This window comes from Stenotrophomonas sp. LGBM10, assembly GCF_046736075.1.
Lineage (GTDB): Bacteria > Pseudomonadota > Gammaproteobacteria > Xanthomonadales > Xanthomonadaceae > Stenotrophomonas.
On record NZ_CP177163.1, the window covers coordinates 442,664 to 460,722 of the forward strand.

At 66.5% G+C, this 18,059-nt stretch carries 15 protein-coding genes; 3 read left to right on the forward strand and 12 right to left on the reverse strand.

Annotated features, from left to right (window positions below; all coding sequences use genetic code 11):
• Positions 1 to 15 precede the first annotated feature (15 nt).
• A complete protein-coding gene (ligA, locus tag ACLB90_RS01955; RefSeq protein ID WP_411851379.1) occupies positions 16 to 2,478 on the reverse strand; it encodes an NAD-dependent DNA ligase LigA in 2,463 nt (820 codons plus the stop codon).
• Positions 2,479 to 2,587: 109 nt separating this feature from the next.
• On the opposite strand from ligA, the gene ACLB90_RS01960 reads away from it, so the two are divergent.
• A complete protein-coding gene (locus ACLB90_RS01960) occupies positions 2,588 to 3,715 on the forward strand; it encodes a pyridoxal phosphate-dependent aminotransferase (RefSeq protein WP_411851380.1) in 1,128 nt (375 codons plus the stop codon).
• 42 nt (positions 3,716 to 3,757) lie between these two features.
• Here ACLB90_RS01960 and zipA read toward each other — a convergent pair whose 3' ends face one another.
• On the reverse strand, positions 3,758 to 4,492 hold the full coding sequence (gene zipA, locus ACLB90_RS01965) for a cell division protein ZipA (RefSeq protein WP_411851381.1): 735 nt from the start codon (positions 4,490 to 4,492) through the stop codon (positions 3,758 to 3,760).
• A gap of 47 nt (positions 4,493 to 4,539) precedes the next feature.
• Positions 4,540 to 8,043, reverse strand: coding sequence for a chromosome segregation protein SMC (gene smc / locus ACLB90_RS01970; protein ID WP_411851382.1), 3,504 nt, complete (start codon positions 8,041 to 8,043; stop codon positions 4,540 to 4,542).
• Here smc and ACLB90_RS01975 point away from each other — a divergent pair.
• Positions 8,042 to 8,170, forward strand: coding sequence for a hypothetical protein (locus ACLB90_RS01975; RefSeq protein ID WP_411851383.1), 129 nt, complete (start codon positions 8,042 to 8,044; stop codon positions 8,168 to 8,170). The two genes, smc and ACLB90_RS01975, sit on opposite strands and share 2 nt — an antisense overlap.
• Positions 8,171 to 8,278: 108 nt before the next feature.
• On the opposite strand, the gene rplI is transcribed toward ACLB90_RS01975, so the two are convergent.
• The 3 genes from rplI to rpsF all read right to left on the reverse strand — a co-directional run bounded on the left by rplI (position 8,279) and on the right by rpsF (position 9,562).
• Positions 8,279 to 8,731: a 50S ribosomal protein L9 gene (gene rplI, locus ACLB90_RS01980; RefSeq protein ID WP_411851384.1), complete on the reverse strand. Its 453-nt coding sequence runs from the start codon at positions 8,729 to 8,731 to the stop codon at positions 8,279 to 8,281.
• A gap of 151 nt (positions 8,732 to 8,882) precedes the next feature.
• Positions 8,883 to 9,113 carry a 30S ribosomal protein S18 gene (gene rpsR / locus ACLB90_RS01985; RefSeq protein WP_002804494.1) on the reverse strand — a complete coding sequence of 77 codons (231 nt, stop codon included), beginning with the start codon at positions 9,111 to 9,113 and terminating at the stop codon, positions 8,883 to 8,885.
• 11 nt (positions 9,114 to 9,124) lie between these two features.
• Positions 9,125 to 9,562, reverse strand: coding sequence for a 30S ribosomal protein S6 (rpsF, locus tag ACLB90_RS01990; RefSeq protein WP_017355346.1), 438 nt, complete (start codon positions 9,560 to 9,562; stop codon positions 9,125 to 9,127).
• Between the two features lie 246 nt (positions 9,563 to 9,808).
• Here rpsF and ACLB90_RS01995 point away from each other — a divergent pair, with 246 nt between their 5' ends.
• On the forward strand, positions 9,809 to 10,462 hold the full coding sequence (locus ACLB90_RS01995; RefSeq protein WP_411851385.1) for a 4'-phosphopantetheinyl transferase family protein: 654 nt from the start codon (positions 9,809 to 9,811) through the stop codon (positions 10,460 to 10,462).
• A gap of 36 nt (positions 10,463 to 10,498) precedes the next feature.
• Here the strand turns inward: ACLB90_RS01995 and ACLB90_RS02000 are convergent, their stop codons facing one another.
• The 6 genes from ACLB90_RS02000 to ACLB90_RS02025 form a co-directional block, all read right to left on the reverse strand.
• Positions 10,499 to 11,818, reverse strand: a complete 1,320-nt coding sequence (locus tag ACLB90_RS02000; protein ID WP_411851386.1) for a S41 family peptidase — start codon at positions 11,816 to 11,818, stop codon at positions 10,499 to 10,501.
• Positions 11,819 to 11,973: 155 nt separating this feature from the next.
• Complete coding sequence (locus tag ACLB90_RS02005) at positions 11,974 to 14,412, reverse strand: FtsX-like permease family protein (RefSeq protein ID WP_411851387.1); 2,439 nt, start codon at positions 14,410 to 14,412, stop codon at positions 11,974 to 11,976.
• A 1-nt stretch (position 14,413) separates the two neighbouring features.
• A complete protein-coding gene (locus ACLB90_RS02010; protein ID WP_411851388.1) occupies positions 14,414 to 15,139 on the reverse strand; it encodes an ABC transporter ATP-binding protein in 726 nt (241 codons plus the stop codon).
• A gap of 10 nt (positions 15,140 to 15,149) precedes the next feature.
• Positions 15,150 to 16,406 carry an efflux RND transporter periplasmic adaptor subunit gene (locus tag ACLB90_RS02015; protein WP_411851389.1) on the reverse strand — a complete coding sequence of 419 codons (1,257 nt, stop codon included), beginning with the start codon at positions 16,404 to 16,406 and terminating at the stop codon, positions 15,150 to 15,152.
• Between the two features lie 27 nt (positions 16,407 to 16,433).
• Positions 16,434 to 16,646, reverse strand: coding sequence for an MbtH family protein (locus ACLB90_RS02020; protein WP_411851390.1), 213 nt, complete (start codon positions 16,644 to 16,646; stop codon positions 16,434 to 16,436).
• A gap of 60 nt (positions 16,647 to 16,706) precedes the next feature.
• The gene (locus ACLB90_RS02025; RefSeq protein ID WP_411851391.1) at positions 16,707 to 18,056 is read right to left on the reverse strand and encodes an MFS transporter; all 1,350 of its coding nucleotides are present in this window, start codon (positions 18,054 to 18,056) and stop codon (positions 16,707 to 16,709) included.
• Positions 18,057 to 18,059: the final 3 nt, after the last annotated feature.

Consider the following 18,059-nt stretch of genomic DNA (forward strand, 5'->3'; position numbering starts at 1 on the left):
GGAGTCTCGTGAGGATCAGTGTTCGGCCAGGTAGGCCAGCAGGCGGTCTTCGTCCCAGACCGCCACGCCCAGCTCCTGCGCCTTGGTCAGCTTGGAGCCCGCCTCGGTGCCGGCCACCACGAACGCGGTCTTCTTCGACACGCTGCCGGATACCTTGGCGCCCAGCGCTTCCAGCCGCGCCTTGGCATCGTCGCGGGTCATCTGCGCCAGGGTGCCGGTCAGCACCACGGTCTGCCCGTCCAGCGGTCCAGCGGCCTGCTCGGCCTGGGCCGGGGCCAGCGTCAGCAGTTCCTGCCGGCGGGCCTCGGCCTTGAGCAGCATGTCGCCATGACCGTCGCGGTAGAGCCAGTCGGCCAAGCCAAGCGCGACCTCGTTGGGCAGCCCGGCGGCGACGAAACGCACCGGCTCGGCATCCAGCAGCGTTTCAGCGTCAGGCAATGCGGCGACCAGCTTCTCGGCGCGCAGGCGGGTGATGCCCGGGATTTCGGCCTCCACCAGCACCTGGGCGAAATCCAGGCCGTCGCGCAGCTTGGCCGACGGTTTGTGCGTGTCGGTGATGCGCACGTTGCCGATCGTCAGCAACGCGTCGATGGCCTTCTGGTTGCCGTCCTGCTCGAAGAAGTGACCGAGCGAGCGCGCCACTTCGCCGCCGATGTCCGGTACACGCTTGAACAGGGGCCACGGCAGCCGGCGGATCAGGTCCAGGTCGCCGAACCAGGCGGCCAGCGCCTTGGCCGTGCTTTCGCCCACATGTTCGATGCCCAGCGCGAACAGCAGGCGCTCCAGCGTGGTGTCACGGCTGGCATCGATGGCCGCGATCAGGTTGTCGGCCCAACGCGTGGCAATCTTTTTCGTGTTCCAGACGAAGGACGCCGGCATCGCCAGCGCCTGCGCGCGCCAGGTCTCGTCACGGCCATCCAGCTGCAGGATCGCGCGCAGGTAGTCGCCACTGCCTTCCGGCGGCAGATGCGCGCCGATCTGGCTGGCCAGCGCCTCGGGCGACTCGGCGTCCAGCACCAGCTTCAACTGCAGCAGCTGATCGCGCTGCAGCCGGTACAGGTCGGCCACGCTGCGCACGATGCCGGCGTCGACCAGGGTGTCGATGTACTTGCCGCCCAGGCCATCAATGTCCATCGCACGGCGCGAGGCGAAGTGCGCGATGGCCTCCTTGCGCTGCGCCGGACAGCTCAGCTCGCCCGAGCAGCGCCACGCGGCCGCGCCCTCTTCGCGCACGATCTCCGCGCCACATACCGGGCAGTGCGTGGGCATCTGCCACGGTGCGGTGCCGGCCGGCCGGCGTTCGGCGATCACGCTCACCACCTCCGGAATCACATCGCCGGCACGGCGCACGATCACGGTGTCGCCAACGCGAACATCCAGCCGCGCGATCTGATCGGCGTTGTGCAGGGTGGCGTTGGACACGATCACCCCGGCCACGGCCACCGGGTTCAGACGTGCCACGGGCGTGGCCGCACCGGTGCGCCCGATCTGGATCTCGATGGCCTCCACAGTCGTGGTCTGTTCCTGCGCCGGGAACTTGTGCGCGATCGCCCACCGCGGTGCGCGGGAGACGAAGCCCATCTGTTCCTGCCCGGCGCGGTCATCGAGTTTGTAGACCACGCCGTCGATGTCGAAGGCAAGCCCGTCGCGGCGCTCGCCGATGTCACGGTAGTACGCCAGCAGGCCGTCGCTGCCTTCCACCACCTGGCACAGATCGCTGACCGGGAAGCCCCACGCGCGCAGTTGCGCCAGGGTGGCCGAGTGCGTGGCCGGCAGTTCGCCGCCCTGCACCTCGCCCGTGCCGTAGGCATAGAAGCTCAGTTTGCGCCGGGCGCTCATCTTCGGATCGAGCTGGCGCAGCGAGCCGGCCGCGGCATTGCGCGGATTGGCCAGCACCTTGCCTTCGTGCAGGCGGGCGTCGGCGTTGTACGCCTCGAAATCGGCGCGCGCCATGTAGACCTCGCCGCGCACCTCAAGCACCTCGGGCCAGCCTTCGCCCTGCAGCTGCTGCGGAATCACGCTGATCTGGCGCAGGTTGGCAGTGACATCCTCGCCCGTGGCGCCATCGCCCCGGGTAGCGCCCTGCACGAACCGGCCGTCCTGGTAGCGCAGGCTGATCGCCAGGCCATCCAGCTTCGGTTCGGCCGAGAAGTACAGCGCATCACGGCGCAGGCGCTCACCGATGCGGCGTACGAAATCCTGAACTTCCTCATCGCTGAACGCATTGCCGAGCGACAGCATCGGCACGGCGTGGCGAACTTCGGCGAAGCGCGAAGAGGCCTTGCCGCCCACCCGCTGGGTCGGCGAATCGCTACGGGCCAGCTCGGGGTGCGCCTGCTCCAGCGCTTCCAGCTCACGCACCAGCGCGTCGTACTCCGCGTCGGGAATCAGCAGCTCGTCGCGCTCGTGGTACGCCTTGCCGGCATCCTCGATCTGGCGGCGCAGGACGTCGGCACGTTCGGCGGGGCTGGGGCTCATGCGGGCGGCAATCCTGAAGGGGCTGCCGATTTTATCGCGGATGGAGAACGCTTGCCGCCGCACGCCAGCGGCGCTAGCGTGCCGGCTTGCCCTCCGCTCGTGGTGCCCCGTGACACATCCCAGCGTGCCCTCCCGTCGCTCCTTCCTGCACCTGGCCGGCACCGGCCTGGCGTTGTCGACCCTGGGCCTGGCCCCCGCGCAGGCGGCCGTGCCCCGCTCCGCTGCGGCGGCCGATGCGGCCGGCCCGGTCCTGCTCAACTTCAACGAGTGCCCGTATGGCCCCTCACCGGCTGCGCAGGCCGCCGCCCGCGACGCAGTGGAGCGCAGCGGGCGGTATCTGTTCGCGATGGCGGGCGAGCTGCGCGACCTGTTCGCCACGCAGCACGGGCTGGGCAAGGAACAGGTGCGGTTGTTCCCTGGCTCCAGCGAACCGCTGAACCGGGCGGCCGTGGTGTGGACCGGACCCGGTGCCGGGCTGGTGGTCGCCGATCCAACGTTCGAGGCGCTCGGCGACCTTGCGGCCGCGCGCGGCGCGCCGGTGGCGCGCGTGCCGCTGCGCGGGGATGGCGCGCACGACGTGCGGGCGATGGTTGCCGCTGCCGCGCGCATCGACGCCGGCCTGCTCTACCTGTGCAATCCCAACAATCCCACCGGCTCGATCACGCCGGCCGACGACATCGCCTGGTTGCTGGCGCACAAACCCGCGCGCACCCGCGTGCTGGTCGATGAAGCCTACCTGCAGTACAGCGACCAGCGCTCGGTGATCGGCGGGGTGATGCAGCGCGACGACCTGATCGTGCTGCGCACGTTCTCCAAGCTGTATGGCATGGCCGGGCTGCGCCTGGGCGTGGCGGCCGCGCACCCGGATCGCCTGCGCGAGCTGGCCAGCCTCGGTGACAACCCATTGCCGGTGACCGCGATGGCCGCCGGCCTGGCCAGCCTGCGCGACCCGGACCTGATCGCGCAGCGCAAAGCGGAGAATGCCCGCATCCGTCAGGCCACGATCGCCTGGCTGGGCAGGCGCGGATTCTCCTGCGTGCCGTCCGAAGCAAACTGCTTTGTGGTCGATGTGCAGCGCGATGGCACCGCGTTTGCCGCGGCGATGGCCGAACGCGGCGTGGTGATCGGCCGCAGCTGGGCGATCTGGCCGCAGCGGGTGCGGGTCACCGTCGGCACGGCTGCGGAAATGGCGCGCTTCCAGACCGCGTTCGCCGCCGTAGCCGGCCAGACCCCGTAGAGCCGGGCTCTGCCCGGCTGTTCAACAGCATCAGGCCAGCCGTTACCAGCGCGGCGGCTTGGTCAGCGGCGGCGCCTGATGCTGGCGGTCGTACGCACGCAGTTCGTCGCGGATGTGGGCGATGCGCTGGCGGCCCAGGGCGTTGCGGCTGTCGTCGAGCACCACGCCGTCCAGCAGTTCGCCCATGCGCTGCACGGTCGGCAGCATCTTTTCCCACGCATCCAGCGCGGTCAGCGGCGCCGGCAGGGTCAGGAAGAAGGCGATCGCCGGGGTTTCCATCTCGCGGATGTTGGCCATGTCGAAGCTGCCCGGCTTCATGATGCTGGCCATCGAGAAGATCGGGCCGCGCTCGGGGTGGCCTTCGACCAGTCGATGGAACACGTTCATGTGCCCGAACACCAGGCCGGTCTTTTCCGCCGCAACCACGATGTCCTCGCCACGCAGCTGCTCACCGGCACGCGCAGCCACGAACAGCGACACGATCTTGTCGAAGTCCTGGGTGGCACGTTTGCCGACGTCGCTGGCGGCCGGGGCATCGACCTCGGGCAGGCCCAGCTCGGGCTGGGTCACGCCATCATCGCCGGGCACGCCAACGTCGGCGCCCGCAGGGTCGCCTTCGCCCAGCACGGGCTCGCGGCGCGCGCCTGCGGCGGTGTCGGCGCCTTCGATGCGGCGGCCCTGGATTTTCTTCTTCGGACGGCCAAACAGGAAGATCGCGGCGATCAACAGCAGGCCGGCGGCCAGGATGCCGATGCGGAGCATTGCCATGTCGGACATTCGAGGGGGTCTCCGGCTAAATCGTTCAGGTATGCAAGGATGGCACGTCAGGCCGCGCCCGCCAATCGGGCCGCTTCCTCAAGGTCCACGCTGACCAGTCGGCTCACGCCCGGCTCGCGCATGGTGACGCCCGACAACTGGTGCGCCGCCTCCATCGTGGCCTTGTTGTGGCTGACGAACAGGAACTGCACCTTCTCGCTCATCTCCTTGACCATGTTGGCCAGGCGGCCGACGTTGGCTTCATCCAGCGGCGCGTCCACTTCGTCCAGCAGGCAGAACGGGGCCGGGTTGAGCTGGAAGATCGCGAACACCAGCGCCACGGCGGTCATGGCCTTCTCGCCGCCGGAAAGCAGCGAGATGCTGGACACGCGCTTGCCCGGGGGGCGGGCCATGATCGCCACGCCCGTGTCGAGCAGGTCTTCACCGGTCAGTTCGAGGTAGGCATGCCCGCCGCCGAACAGGCGCGGATACAGCTGCTGCACACCGGCATTGACCCGGTCGAAGGTGTCCTTGAAGCGGCCGCGGGTTTCGCGGTCGATCTTCCGGATCGCCTCTTCCAGCGTCTCCAGCGCGGTGGTCAGATCGGTGTTCTGTGCGTCCAGGTACTCCGAGCGCTGCGACGCCTCGCCATATTCCTGGATCGCGGCAAGATTGACCGGCTCCAGCCGGCGCATGCGGCCGTCGATCTGGTGCACGGCCTGCTCCCAGTCGCTGGTGCGCGCCTCGTCGGGCAGGCTGTTGATCACGTCCTGCAGAACGAAGCCGGCCTTCTCGACCGAGGCCGACAACTGCTCCGCGCTCAGCACCAGCGCCTGCTGGTCGAGCTTGCGCTGGGAGATGCGTTCGCGCTGCGCCAGCGCCTGCTCGTCGCGCTGGTGGCGGGTCTGTTCGAAATTGCGCAGCTCGGCATCGATACCCTCCAGCATCGTGCGCGCCTCGCCCAGCACGCGGTCGGCGCGCACGCGCTCGCCCAGTGCATTCTGGTGCTCGGCCTCCAGCGCCTGCACCGGGGAGTCGCCGTCGTCGAGCTGCGCGTGCAGTTCGCCCAGACGCGTGTCCAACTGGCCGCGCTGGCTGCTCATGCGCTCCAGCGCCTGGCTCAGCGAAGTGATCTGGGCACGCTGGGACTCCAGCGTCAGTGCCAGCGAATGCGCGCTCTCGCGGACGTTGCGCGCGGCATCGCGGGCGTGGTCGCGGGCGTCGGTCAGCTGCCGGCGCTCGCCTTCCAGCGCCGCGCGGACCGATTCCAGGTCGCCCATGCTGGTGACCGCATCGTCGAGCCGGGCGCGCGCTTCGCGCACCTGTTCGCGGCTGGCATCCAGGGTCTCCAGCAGCTGCGACAGCTCGCCTTCGATGCGGTCGATGCGGGTGCGCGCCGCCTCCACCTTGCCCTGCTGGCTCTGCAGCTGCCCGCCCAGCTCGGACACGCTGCGGTGCGCAAGGTACAACTGGCGCTGCGCGTCCTCGCGGTGCTGCTCACCGGCCAGCACCTGCTCGCGGAACCCGGCCAGGCGCTGCTCAAGCTCGGCTTCGCGCGCCTGCAGGGTGTCGATCTGCTCGCGCAGGGTCACGATCTCGCGTTCGCGCAGCAGCGCCCCCTGCTTGGCGGCACCGGAGCGCGAGACGCGCACCCAGCCTTCGCCAAGCCGTTCGCCACCGCGGGTGATCACCGAATCGCCCTCGCCCAACCCTGCCTGCAGGGCGCGCGCCTCGGACAGGTTCTCGGCGGCGTGCAGACGGGCGAGCAGGCGACGGATCGCGGTGGGGCCCTGGACCTTGGCGGCAAGCGAGGTCGGCGCAACCTGCAGCGCGTCCTGCGAGGCGGATACCAGCGCGAGACGGCCATCGCCGAGTTCGCCCAAGGCATCCACCAGCGCTTCGGGGTTGTCGACCAGGACGCCTTCGATCAGCTGGCCAAGCGCGCTCTCCACGGCGTTTTCCCAGCCGCTTTCCACGGTGAGGCGTTCACCCACGCGGGCCGCTGAATCCAGCCGCTGCGAGGTGAGCCAGGCAACGGCGGCCCCCTGCTCTTGGCCAAGCGCGGCCTGCTGCAGGGTTTCCAGCGATGACAGACGGCCGCGTGCGGCCTGTGCCTGCTTGCGGATCTCGGCCAGTTCGGTCTGCCCGCTGCGCTGGCGGTCCTGCAGGCCGGCAACGGCCTGCTTGCGCTCCTCGACCTGTTCGGTGAGGCCGTCGAGCGCGGCCTTCTGGGTTTCGTGCTTGAGCTGCAGGTCCTCGAAGACCTCGGCCAGCGCGTCCAGATCGAGGCTGCCGCGTTCGGCGGTCAGGGCCTCGCGGCGGCGGTCGGCTTCAAGCACCTGGCGGTCCAGGTAGTCCACGCGGGTGCGCTCGACTTCGCCTGCGCGGGATGCTTCGGACGTATTGCGGGTATGCGCTTCCCAGCGCTGCTGCCAGTCGGCCAGGCGGGCTTCGGCATCGCGCAGGGCGTCCTGCTTGATCTCGTTCTCTTCGCGCAGGTGCTCCAGGCGCGGCTCGGCCTCGTCCACGGCCTCGCGCAGAACCAGCAGCTTGGCTTCGTCGCCGCTGATGTGGTGGCCCAGCTCGGCCAGCGCCTGCTGTGCTTCGTCGCGCGCCTTGTTCAGTCGCTGCGACATCTCGCGCTGATGCTGGATCTGCTGCTCAAGACGGGCCAGCGTGCTGCCCACCTGGTAGACCTCGGCCTGTGCGTTGCTGAGCGCATCGGCGGCCTCCTCGCGGCGCACGCGGCTGGTTTCGATGCGGGCTTCAGCATCGCGCTGCTCGGCGATGAACTGCTGCAGGCGCGTTTCCTCCTTGGACAACGCATCGCGCAGGCTGCCAAGGCGACCGTCGAGGCCGCGGTATTCCAGCGCCTTCCACTCGGCATCCTTGACCTTGCGCTCTTCCTGCAGCGCCTGGTACTGCTCGGCCTGGCGGGCCTGACGCTTGAGGTGTTCGAGCTGTTTGCCGATTTCCTCGCGCAGGTCGTTGAGGCGATCGAGGTTTTCGCGGGTATGACGGATGCGGGTTTCGGTTTCCTTGCGGCGCTCCTTGTACTTGGAGATGCCGGCGGCCTCTTCCAGATACACGCGCAGGTCTTCGGGCCGGGCTTCGATGATCTGGCTGATCATGCCCTGCTCGATGATGGAGTAGCTGCGCGGGCCCAGGCCGGTGCCGAGGAACAGATCGGTGATGTCGCGGCGGCGGCACTTGGTGCCGTTGAGGTAGTAGTTGCTGCTGCCGTCGCGGCTGACCGTGCGCTTGACCGAGATTTCGTTGAACGAGGCGTATTCGCCGGAAATGGTGTGGTCGGTATTGTCGAAGATCAGCTCGACGGTGGCCTGCGAGACGGGCTTGCGTGCCGAGGACCCGGAGAAGATCACGTCCGTCAGCGAGTCACCGCGCAGGCGGCTGGCCGAGCTTTCGCCCATGACCCAGCGCACCGCGTCGATGATGTTGGACTTGCCACAGCCATTGGGCCCCACCACGCCGGTCATGTTGGTCGGCAGGTGCAGCGTGGTCGGATCGACGAAGGACTTGAAGCCGGAGAGCTTGATCGTGGACAGACGCATGGCGTGGTTGGTTTCCGGGCAAGGGTCGGATGCGACCCCCGCCGTGGTGGATGTCGAAGCGGATTCCACCCTCAAGTCATTGATCTTTCGGGAATTCAATGGCCCCAAGGGCGACGCGATAGCCTGAGTATAGCGGGGCGGGTGTTCCACGGGGCGTTGGCGCCCAGACCCCCAAAACCAAAAACGGGCGCCCTTGCGGGCACCCGTTTCTGTGACACCCGCCTTTCGGCAGGGATCAGGCCTTTTCGGCTTCCACAACCACCTTGACGGTGGTTTCGACGTCGGCGTGCAGGTGAACGGTCACCTCGTACTCGCCCACGTTGCGGAAGGCGCCTTCGCCCAGGATGACTTCGCTCTTTTCCAGCGCCAGGCCGTTCTTGGTGAAGGCTTCGGCGATGTCGCGCGGGCCGACCGAGCCGTACAGCTTGCCTTCGGTCGATGCATTGGCGGCGATGGTGACGCTCGCGCCTTCCAGCTTGGCCTTGCGGGCTTCGGCGTCGGCGTGGATCGACTGGGCCTTGGCTTCGTAATCAGCGCGCTTGGCGTCGAACTCGGCCACGTTGGTCGGGGTGGCCGGAACGGCCTTGCCGGTCGGGACGAGGAAGTTGCGGCCGTAGCCCGGCTTCACGTCGACCAGATCGCCCAGACCGCCGAGGTTGGTGACCTTCTGGAGAAGAATCAGCTTCATGGTGTAGCTCCAAATATGTATTCGTTAGCGAGGCGTGGCCCCGCAGCGATGGCTGTCCGAATATCCGAACGGTGGACCGGACACCGCCCGCGGCCTTGCGGCGCGGGCGGCAGGTCCACGAAAGCGGCGACCAGGGGGCCGCCCGCCTTCATCAGACGTCGTGGTTGTCGGTGTACGGAATCAGGGCCAGGAAACGGGCGCGCTTGACGGCCGTTGCCAGCTGGCGCTGGTACTTCGACTTGGTACCGGTGACGCGGCTCGGCACGATCTTGCCGTTCTCGGTCAGGTACTGGCGCAGGGTGTTGAGATCCTTGTAATCGATCTCCTTGACACCTTCGGCCGTGAACTTGCAGAACTTGCGGCGACGGAAGAACTTGGACATGTCAGTGCTCCTTAAGCGGCCGAAGCGGCGTCTTCGCCGGCTTCGTTGTCAGCGGCGGGGGTGGTTTCACCTTCTTCGTCGTCACGACGACGACGCTCGCCACGCTCGGGCTTGTCGCCCTTCTCGTCCTTGCTCTTCATGATCAGCGACTGCTCGGTGTCGGCTTCGTCACGCTTGATGACGAGGTTGCGCAGCACGGCGTCGTTGAAGCGGAAGCTTTCCACCAGCTCGCTCAGCACGGCCTGGTCGGCTTCGATGTTGAGCATGACGTAGTGGGCCTTCACCAGGTTCTGGATCGGGTAGGCCAGCTGACGACGGCCCCAGTCTTCCAGACGGTGGATGGTGCCGTTGCCGTTCTCGACCAGCGACTTGTAGCGCTCGATCATGGCCGGGACCTGTTCGCTCTGGTCCGGATGGACCAGGAACACGATTTCGTAATGACGACTCATGTTTTTCTACCTTTCGGATGTGGCCCCCGAGGGGCCGGACAGCCCCCCGCGGATGAATGCGGTGGGGCAAGGGTTCCTACGCAGATCGCAGGAAGCCGCCGATTATGCCCCGCCACCCCGCGCCGGGCAAGGTCTCCCGGTCAATCCAAGGCAGGAGCCGGTCTCCTGTTCATGCGCCTGAATGGCCCGGATCGTCTAGAGTTGGACTTCCGCCGGCCTGCCCGGCCTGATGCGTGGCGTGACCGGATGCTGCTGCGGCCCCTGCTGCCCGATGCCGTTCTGCTGGCAAGCATGCCGCCACTGTTGGCCGATCCCGGCCGGCTGCTGCCGCTGGAGCGGGCACAGGTGGCCAACGCCGTGGACAAGCGCCAGCGCGAGTACGCGGCGGGGCGCCAGTTGTTCAGGCAGTTGCTTGCCGGTCGCGCCGAGGCAGCCGCGCCGCTGATCAACGACACAGACAGGGTACCGCTCTGGCCGGCGGGCATCGTGGGCGCGATCACCCATTGCGACACCCTCTGCGCCGTGGCGCTGGCCAGCAGCAACGATACCGCCGGCCTGGGCATCGACCTCGAACCTGCCCGCCCGCTGCCCGTGGACGTCCACCGCCTTGTGCTGCGCGAGGCCGAACATGCAGGGCTGCGCGACCTGCCGCCCGCCTGGCGCGAGCTTGGCGCCACCCTGACGTTCTGCGCCAAGGAAGCGCTGTACAAGGCGCTATACCCGTCCACGCGGGAGTTCCTGGACTTCCAGCAGGTGGAACTGCGCTGGCAGGAGGACCGCTTCAGCGCCCAGGTCTTTTCGGCAACCCACCCTGCCTGCACGTCGCAGCCGCTGGAGGGCCGTGTCGCCTGCGACGGCCAGCATGTCGCGGCCGCCGTGCAGCTGGTGCGTCGGCCCTGAGCGGCGGCGCGTCGCCACCGCCCCTCGCCGACCGCATCAACGCCTGGAAACCGCCAGCGCCCGCGCCTGTTCCACCATCGCCTCCTGCCCTGCCCCGGACGCCGTCAGCAGGTGGTCGGGCTGCACTCCGCCAACGCTGCGGTCGCCACTGGGACGGAACAGCAGCCGGGTCGGCGCGAAGGCGCGGATCCGGGTATTGGGCAGATCGAAGAAATAGATCTGCCCGGTCTGGTTGGCAAAGCCGGCCGTCGGCTCGCCGACCAGGGTGCCGACCGCGCAATCCTGCACGGCCGTCGCCATGACGATGCCGGCCGAGTAGGTGTAAGGCCCGATCAACAGATACACCTTGCCGGGGAACCGCTTGGTCTCCTTGGCCGGCGTCACCGTCGAATCGTAGTCCACGTTGACCAGCTCGCCGGCCTTGCCCTTGGCGAACCAGCCCCCGGCACTGGTGTCGTTGATCTTCTCGGTGATCCCGGAGACGAGGCGGCACTCCTTCGCCGACAGCCGCGACAGCAGGGTCTCGACGTTGTCGGTGGAGCCGCCCGGATTGTTGCGGATGTCCACGACCAGGTCCTTGACCCCGTCCTTGCGCGCCGTGGCAATGGCGTCGTCAATGCGGCTGCGGAAGTCGCCCTGGTCGCCCCCGAAATAGGACACCTCCAGGTAGCCCACGCCCTGCTCCAGGGTCCGATAGGCCACATTGCTGCCCCCGGCATCCTCCTGTTTCTCCACGCCCGCCTCGAAAGCGGTGGCCGACAGTGCGGGAACCTTGGCCTCGACCTCGCCGGTGGCCGACTGGTATCGCACCGTTGCCGGGCCATCGACATCGTAGTAGTGCCACAACAGCGTCGAGAACTCGCGCGCGGCGATCTGCTCGCGCAGCAGCTGGCTTTCACCGCGCGTATAGCGCGCCATCGTTGCGAGCATTTCCTGCGCCGGAACCCCGTTGATGGACAGCAGGCGGGTGCCCGCCGCCAGCGGCGTGCCCGGCGAGAAATCGTGCTTGACGTACAGCGCTCCATCGCGGCTGGTCACCGTCATCGGAAACACGGTGCCGCCACCCGCGCTGAAACGGTTGAATTCCGGATAGGGATAGAACACCCCGGCGTGGCCGTCACGGAAGGCCTCCGTCGCCGTGCCCAGCAGCCGCTGGAACGCGCGACGGTCCATGCCCTCGCGCACCTGGCCACGCAGCGCAACGCGCAGCGCCTCGCGCTCGGCCGACGGCAGGCGTGCATCCAGGTCGGGATGCAGCTCGGCCACGCGTTTGAAGAGGTAATCGACATCCTGCTGCAGCTGCGGTGCGGTGAAGCTCGCATCCATCAACGCAGGGTCGTCCAGGTCGGCGTACACCTTCTGATGGTCTCCATGACAGGCCGTGGCAGACAGCATCATCGCGACACTGGCGCATCTCGCAAAACGTTTCAGCATTTCAACACCCCACATTCGTTGCCGCCCCGGCAACCCGGGCCGGTGGCGGGGCGACCGTGTCGCCCCGCCCCTCTGCATCACTCGTAACGCAGTGAGTTGACCGGGCGCGCCTTGGCCGCCGCATACGCCTGCGAGAACACGGTCAGCCAGGCCACCGTGAAGGTCACCAGCGCCGCGATGGCGAAGAACACCACGTTCATGTCGATGCGGTACTCGAAGCCGTTGAGCCAGTCGCGCATGACCATGTAGGCGATCGGCCATCCGATCACGTTGGCCAGCAGGACCAGCCAGCTGTACTCCTTGATGAACAGCATCACGATGCTGACATTGCTGGCACCAAGCACCTTGCGGATGCCGATCTCCTTGGTCCGCCGCTCGGTGGAATAGGACACCAGCCCGTACAGGCCGAACACCGCGATCACGATGGTCAGACCCGCCAGCCAGGTGAACACCTTCGCCTGGCGCTTCTCCAGGTGGTACATGGCATCGAAGCGGACATCGAGGAACTGGGCTTCCATCGGCTCGCCAGCGGCGAAGCGGTCCCACACCGCGTTGATGTGCTTCAGTGCGCCATCGATGTTGGCCGCATCCACCTTGATGGACACCTTGCGGAAGGTATCCGGCGAGACCACGAACACCGCCGGACGGCTCTTCTGGCGCATCGAGGTGAAGTGCATCTCGTTGGCGACACCGATCACGGTGGTCTTGATCAACGGCCGCTGCGGATCCTCGCTGAGCTGGATGTCCACGGTCTTGCCGATCGCGTCCTCCGGCGACCAGCCCTGCGCCTTGACGAAGGACTCGTTCACCACCAGCTTGGCCTGGGTCACCGGGTTCTGCTCGGTGGGCACGATGATGCGCTCACCGGACCGCTCGCGGGCAAACGGCCGCCCCGCCGCGAAGGCCACCTCGTAGGTGGAGAAGAAGTCCTCTTCGACGGACAGGTAGTAGTACATCGCGTACTCGGCCCCATCGATCTGCAGCGCCATCATGTCGCCGAGGTGCTCGGTCGGGATGCGGCTGGAACCGGCCACCGACCGCACCGACGGGTCGGACAGCAGCTGCTGCCGGAACGCATCGTACTGGCCGGCAACCCGCGCCGGCAGGGTCAACGTGACCACCTGCTCCTTGTTGTAGCCAAGGCGTTCGGCTTCGGCAAAGCGCATCTGCGCGAGCACCACCACGGTAGCCACCACCAGCACCGCCGACACGCAGAACTGGAAGGTCACCAGCGACTTGCGGAACAGCGCGCCGGCGCGGCCGCGGGTGACATCGCCCTTGAGCACCTTGGCCGGTTCGAAGGCGGACAGGTACAGCGCCGGGTAGCTGCCCGACAGCAGCGCCACGATCACGGCCACCAGCAGCAGCCCGCCCAGCAGCAGCGGATCGCTGAAGAGCGTGAAGTGCAGCTCGCGCCCCAGCACACCCCCGAAGGACGGAATCAGCACCATCGCCAGCAGCGCCGAGAGCACGAAGGCGACCAGGGTCAATGCCATCGCCTCGATCATGAACTGCGCTACCAACTGGGCCCGCGTGGCGCCGAGCACCTTGCGGATGCCCACTTCCTTGGCGCGTCGGCTGGACCGGGCGGTGGCCAGGTTCATGAAGTTGACCGCCGCCACCAACAGCATGACCAGCGCAATGGCGACATACACGTAGACCGTGTTGATGTCCCCGTTGATCTTCATCTCGTTGTCCGACGGCGGCGAACGCAGATGGATGTCATCCACACGGACCAGCAGCGGGGTGAGCACCTCATGCACGTCCTGGAAGCGCTTGAACAGCACCTGCAGGTCGGACATCACCTGCTCACGGCTGCGCCCTTCCTCGACCCGGATATACGTGTACGCCCGTGCGTCGGCCAGCGTGTCCAGGATCTTGGCCGTGTACAGGGTCTTCAGCGTATCGATGGAGACCAGCAGACGGTAGTTGAGGTGGGTGGTGGCCGGCAGATTCTCGACCACCGCCGACACGACCACGTCCACCTTGTTGGTGCCTTCCAGGGTCAGGCGCTTGCCCACCGCATCGGCCGTACCGAAGTACTTCTCCGCTGCTTCACGGGTCAGCACCACCTTGCCGGGCTGATCGAGCGCCGTGGTGGCGCTGCCTTCGATGAAATCGGCCGGGAACATCGAGAACACGTTGGCATCGGCGAAGTACACATCGTCCTGGTTGAACACCGCCTCATCGCGGATCACCCGGAACTGATTGCCCTGCAGGGAGTACATGCGGACGAGCGCCTCGATGCCGGCGACGTTGTCCTTCACGTAGGGCCCCGCAGCCGGGGCCAGCTTGGCGGTGGTCACATGGACCCCGTTCTCCAGCACCTGGAAGCCCACGCGGTAGGTGCGCTCGTAGTGCGGAATGCTCCGGTCGTAGCTCAGCTCATGGCGGACGAACGTCGCCACCAGCATGGCGCAGGTCAGCCCCACCACCAGCCCGGCGAGGATGATGCCGGTGTACAGCTTGTTGTGCGTGATGTTGCGCCAGGCGATCAGCAGATAGTTCTTGAACATCTCATGCCTCGCTCGCTTCGGTCTGGCGGACGACCGGCGCTGCCGGGGAAGCGTCGATGCGATGGTCGCTGACCATGGTGCCGTCGACCATCTCGATCATGCGGTTGGCATAGGTGGCATGCTCGCGCGAATGGGTCACCATCAGGATGGTGGCGCCGTCGGCGTTGAGCGAGCGCAGCAGGTTCATCACCTCCTCGCCGTTCTTCGAGTCCAGGTTACCGGTCGGTTCGTCGGCCAGCAGCAGCTTGGGTCGCGTCACCACGGCACGGGCGATGGCTACGCGCTGCTGCTGACCGCCGGAGAGCTGCTGCGGCATGTGGTCCTTGCGCGGCAGGATCGCCATGCGCGTCAGGGCTTCCTCGACGCGCTGGCGACGCTCGGCGGCAGCCACGCCCTGGTAGACCAGCGGCAGCTCGACGTTGTCCCATACCGACAGTTCATCGATCAGGTTGAAGCTCTGGAAGATGAACCCGAGATTGGTCTTGCGCAGATTCGCCAGGCGCGACTCGGTCATCGACATGATGTCCTCGCCCATGAACTCGAACTTTCCCGAGGTGGGCCGATCGAGCATGCCCACTGCGTTGAGCAGGGTGGACTTGCCGCAACCGGATGGCCCCATGACCGCAACGAAATCGCCTGGAGCGATGTTCAGGTCGATGCTGTTCAGCGCAGTGGTTTCGACTTCGCTGGCGATGTACTTCTTGGTTACCTGGTGAAGCTGCAACATCCTGACCCCCTCAATTATCCGTATTGAATTCGAGCTTGGTTACGTTGACCAGATGCCCGTAGCTGGACACCACCACCGACTCCTTTTCCTTGAGCCCCTCAAGCACTTCAAAGTGATTCACGTTCTTGCGGCCCAGCTTGATCTCGCGACGCTGCGCGGTCTTTCCCGACGCATCCAGCACGAATGCCCAGCTGCCGCCGGTGTCCTGGAAGAACCCGCCACGCGCCAGCATCAGGCGCTGGCTCGGCTCGCTGAGCTGCAGGTTGACCTGGAACGTCTGCCCGCGGGTCACATCCGCCGGCGGCGTCGCCTTGAAGCGGAAGTCGATCTTGACCTGCCCATCGACCACCTCGGAGTACACCTTGTCGATGATCAGGTCGAACGGCTTTCCACTGATCTGGCAGCTGGCCAGCTGGCCCGCCTGCAGGCGGCCGATGTAGAACTCATCGACCAGCGCGGTGACCTTGATGGCCGTCAGCACATCGACCTGGCCCAACCGCTGCCCCTTTGCCTTCGACTCGCCCACCTCGGCGGTCAGCATGGTCAGGTGCCCGGTGACCGGCGCACGGACGGCAAGGTTCTCCAGGTTCTTGCGCGCCACCGCCAGATTGGCCTGGAGATGCTTGAGGTTGTCCTCAAGCTGGCTCATCTGGGCCTGGCGCATGCGGGTCTCCTGCTTCTGCGACTCCAGGATGATCTCGCGCGACAGCGTCTGGTACTGGAACTCTTCCGCCATGCGGCGGTAGTCCTCTTCGGAGATCAGCTTCTGCAGCGACAGCTCGCGCCGCCGCTCCAGCATCGGCTTCATCTCGGCCAGCCGATAATCCGACTGCACGAGCTGCTGCTTGAGCAGCAGGCGATTCTGCTCGAACGCCAACTGTGTGTTGCGCAGGTTGTTGAGCTGTTCGCTGATCTGCGCTTCGCGTGTGATCGCATCCAGCTGCAGCTGGTTGTTGGTCAGGGTCAGGATCAGGTCCCCGGCGTTGACCGGGTTGCCCTCCTTGATGTGCACGGCATCCACCCGCCCACCTTCCTCGGTGTCGAGGTAGATGGTGTCCACCGGCATCACCTGGCCACGCAGCGGAAGGTACTCGGCGAACGCACCGGTCTTTACCTGGCTGATGGTCAGTTTGCCCCGGTCGACGTTGGCCGAGCTGGTGCTGGCGGCCGACAGCACGCCGTAGGCGATGGCAGCAGCCGCTACACCTGCCGCCGCGATGGCGATCCGGGTTTTCCTACGATTTGGCGCCTCGATCTTACGGTCCATGTCAACACACTTGTCCGAAGTACGACGTCAGGAAACGGCTTCCATTGCCTTGCGAAGCGAGAGCGGACGCATATCCGTCCAGACTTCCTTGATGAACTGCAGGCACTCGGCCTTGCTGCCGTGCTTGCCGGCGTCGGTCCATCCGAGCGGAATATCCTTGTGCTCGGGCCAGATCGAGTACTGCTCTTCGTGGTTGACGACCACGACGTAGGTCAGGCTGTCTTCATACTCTGTGTTCATTGCTTACTCTCCTAGATCACAACGTCACTGTCACTTCCGGCCTATCCGTGCCGGTGGCGGTCAACCGCCTTCGTTCACCACCACCTGCGGCTGCGCCGGGGAGGATGGCTGGCGGATGTTGGACTTGGTCAGGTGGCTGAGCTGCTGCACGCCACGGTTGCGCATGGCGACCTGGGCGACCACGACGACCACCAGGCCCATCACGATGAACAGCAATGCCATGCCGCGCGACGGACCGGCACCGAGCACCGGAGCGAGCGTGCGCGCCAACCCGCTGTCGGTTCGCATCAACGGCTCGAACACGTACTCGGCGAGGAACGGCGAAAGGACCATGCCCAGCGGCATGAAGAGCGTCGATATCACCTGGCGGAAGGCGAACACCCGTCCCTGCATCGCGTCGGGAATGCTGCGCTGCCAGATCACCTGCGAGCAGGAGGTAATGATCGGCACGCAGAACGAGAACAGCACCGCCGCCGCGCCGATCAGCCACACCGATCCTGTTGCGCCGCAGAGAATGATCGCGCAGCCTGCCAGGAACATGAACCGGGTAACGCCGTCGATGTGTCGTTGCGGCCCGCCCCATGTCGCCATCACGATGGCGCCGGTCAACCCGCCGATGCCGCCGGCGGTCATCAGCAGACCCAGCGTGGTGGCATCGGAGAGCGTCAGCACCAGCGGGCGGAACAGGACCTGCACGAAGCCGATGGAGAAGCTGCTGATCGCAAAAAAGTACAGCAGCGACAGCAGGCCGGGCTGCGCACGCAGATAGACCCATGCATCAACGATCTGGGTACGGATTCCCGCCAGTCCAGGCCGCGCGCCAACGCCGGTGCTGGCCGGTATCGAGGGAAAGCGCACCAGCAGCAGCGTGACCAGCGCGATGCCAAACGAGGCGAAGTCGATCAGCATGATGTTCTTCAGGCCGATCCACTGCATCAACAGCGCCGCGCCCAGCGGAACCATCACCGCCGACCCGTGAATGCTCAACTGCACCAGGCCGTTGGCCATACCCAGCTTCTCGCGCGGCACGAACTGCACGACGCATGCCGCATAGGCAAGCTGCTGGAAGGTAGTCAACGCGCACGACAGCAGCACTGCGATGTAGATATGCCACACCTGCAGCTGGTCGTTGAGCAGCAGGGTGAACAGCACCAGCGCAACCGCCATGTCGCACAGATCGGACACCAGCATCACCGTCCGCCGGTTGAACCGGTCGACAATCACGCCCGCCAATGGCGACAGCAGCACGCCCGGAACGATCTGCAATGCGATGGAGAGGCCGAACAGCAGCGCCGATCCAGTGCGCTGGAATATCCATACTCCCAGCGCGAAACTGCTCAGCTGCGTACCAACGACGGAGATGGTCTGCCCCGACCATACGACCAGAAATCTTCTCAATCCTGCCGACATTCG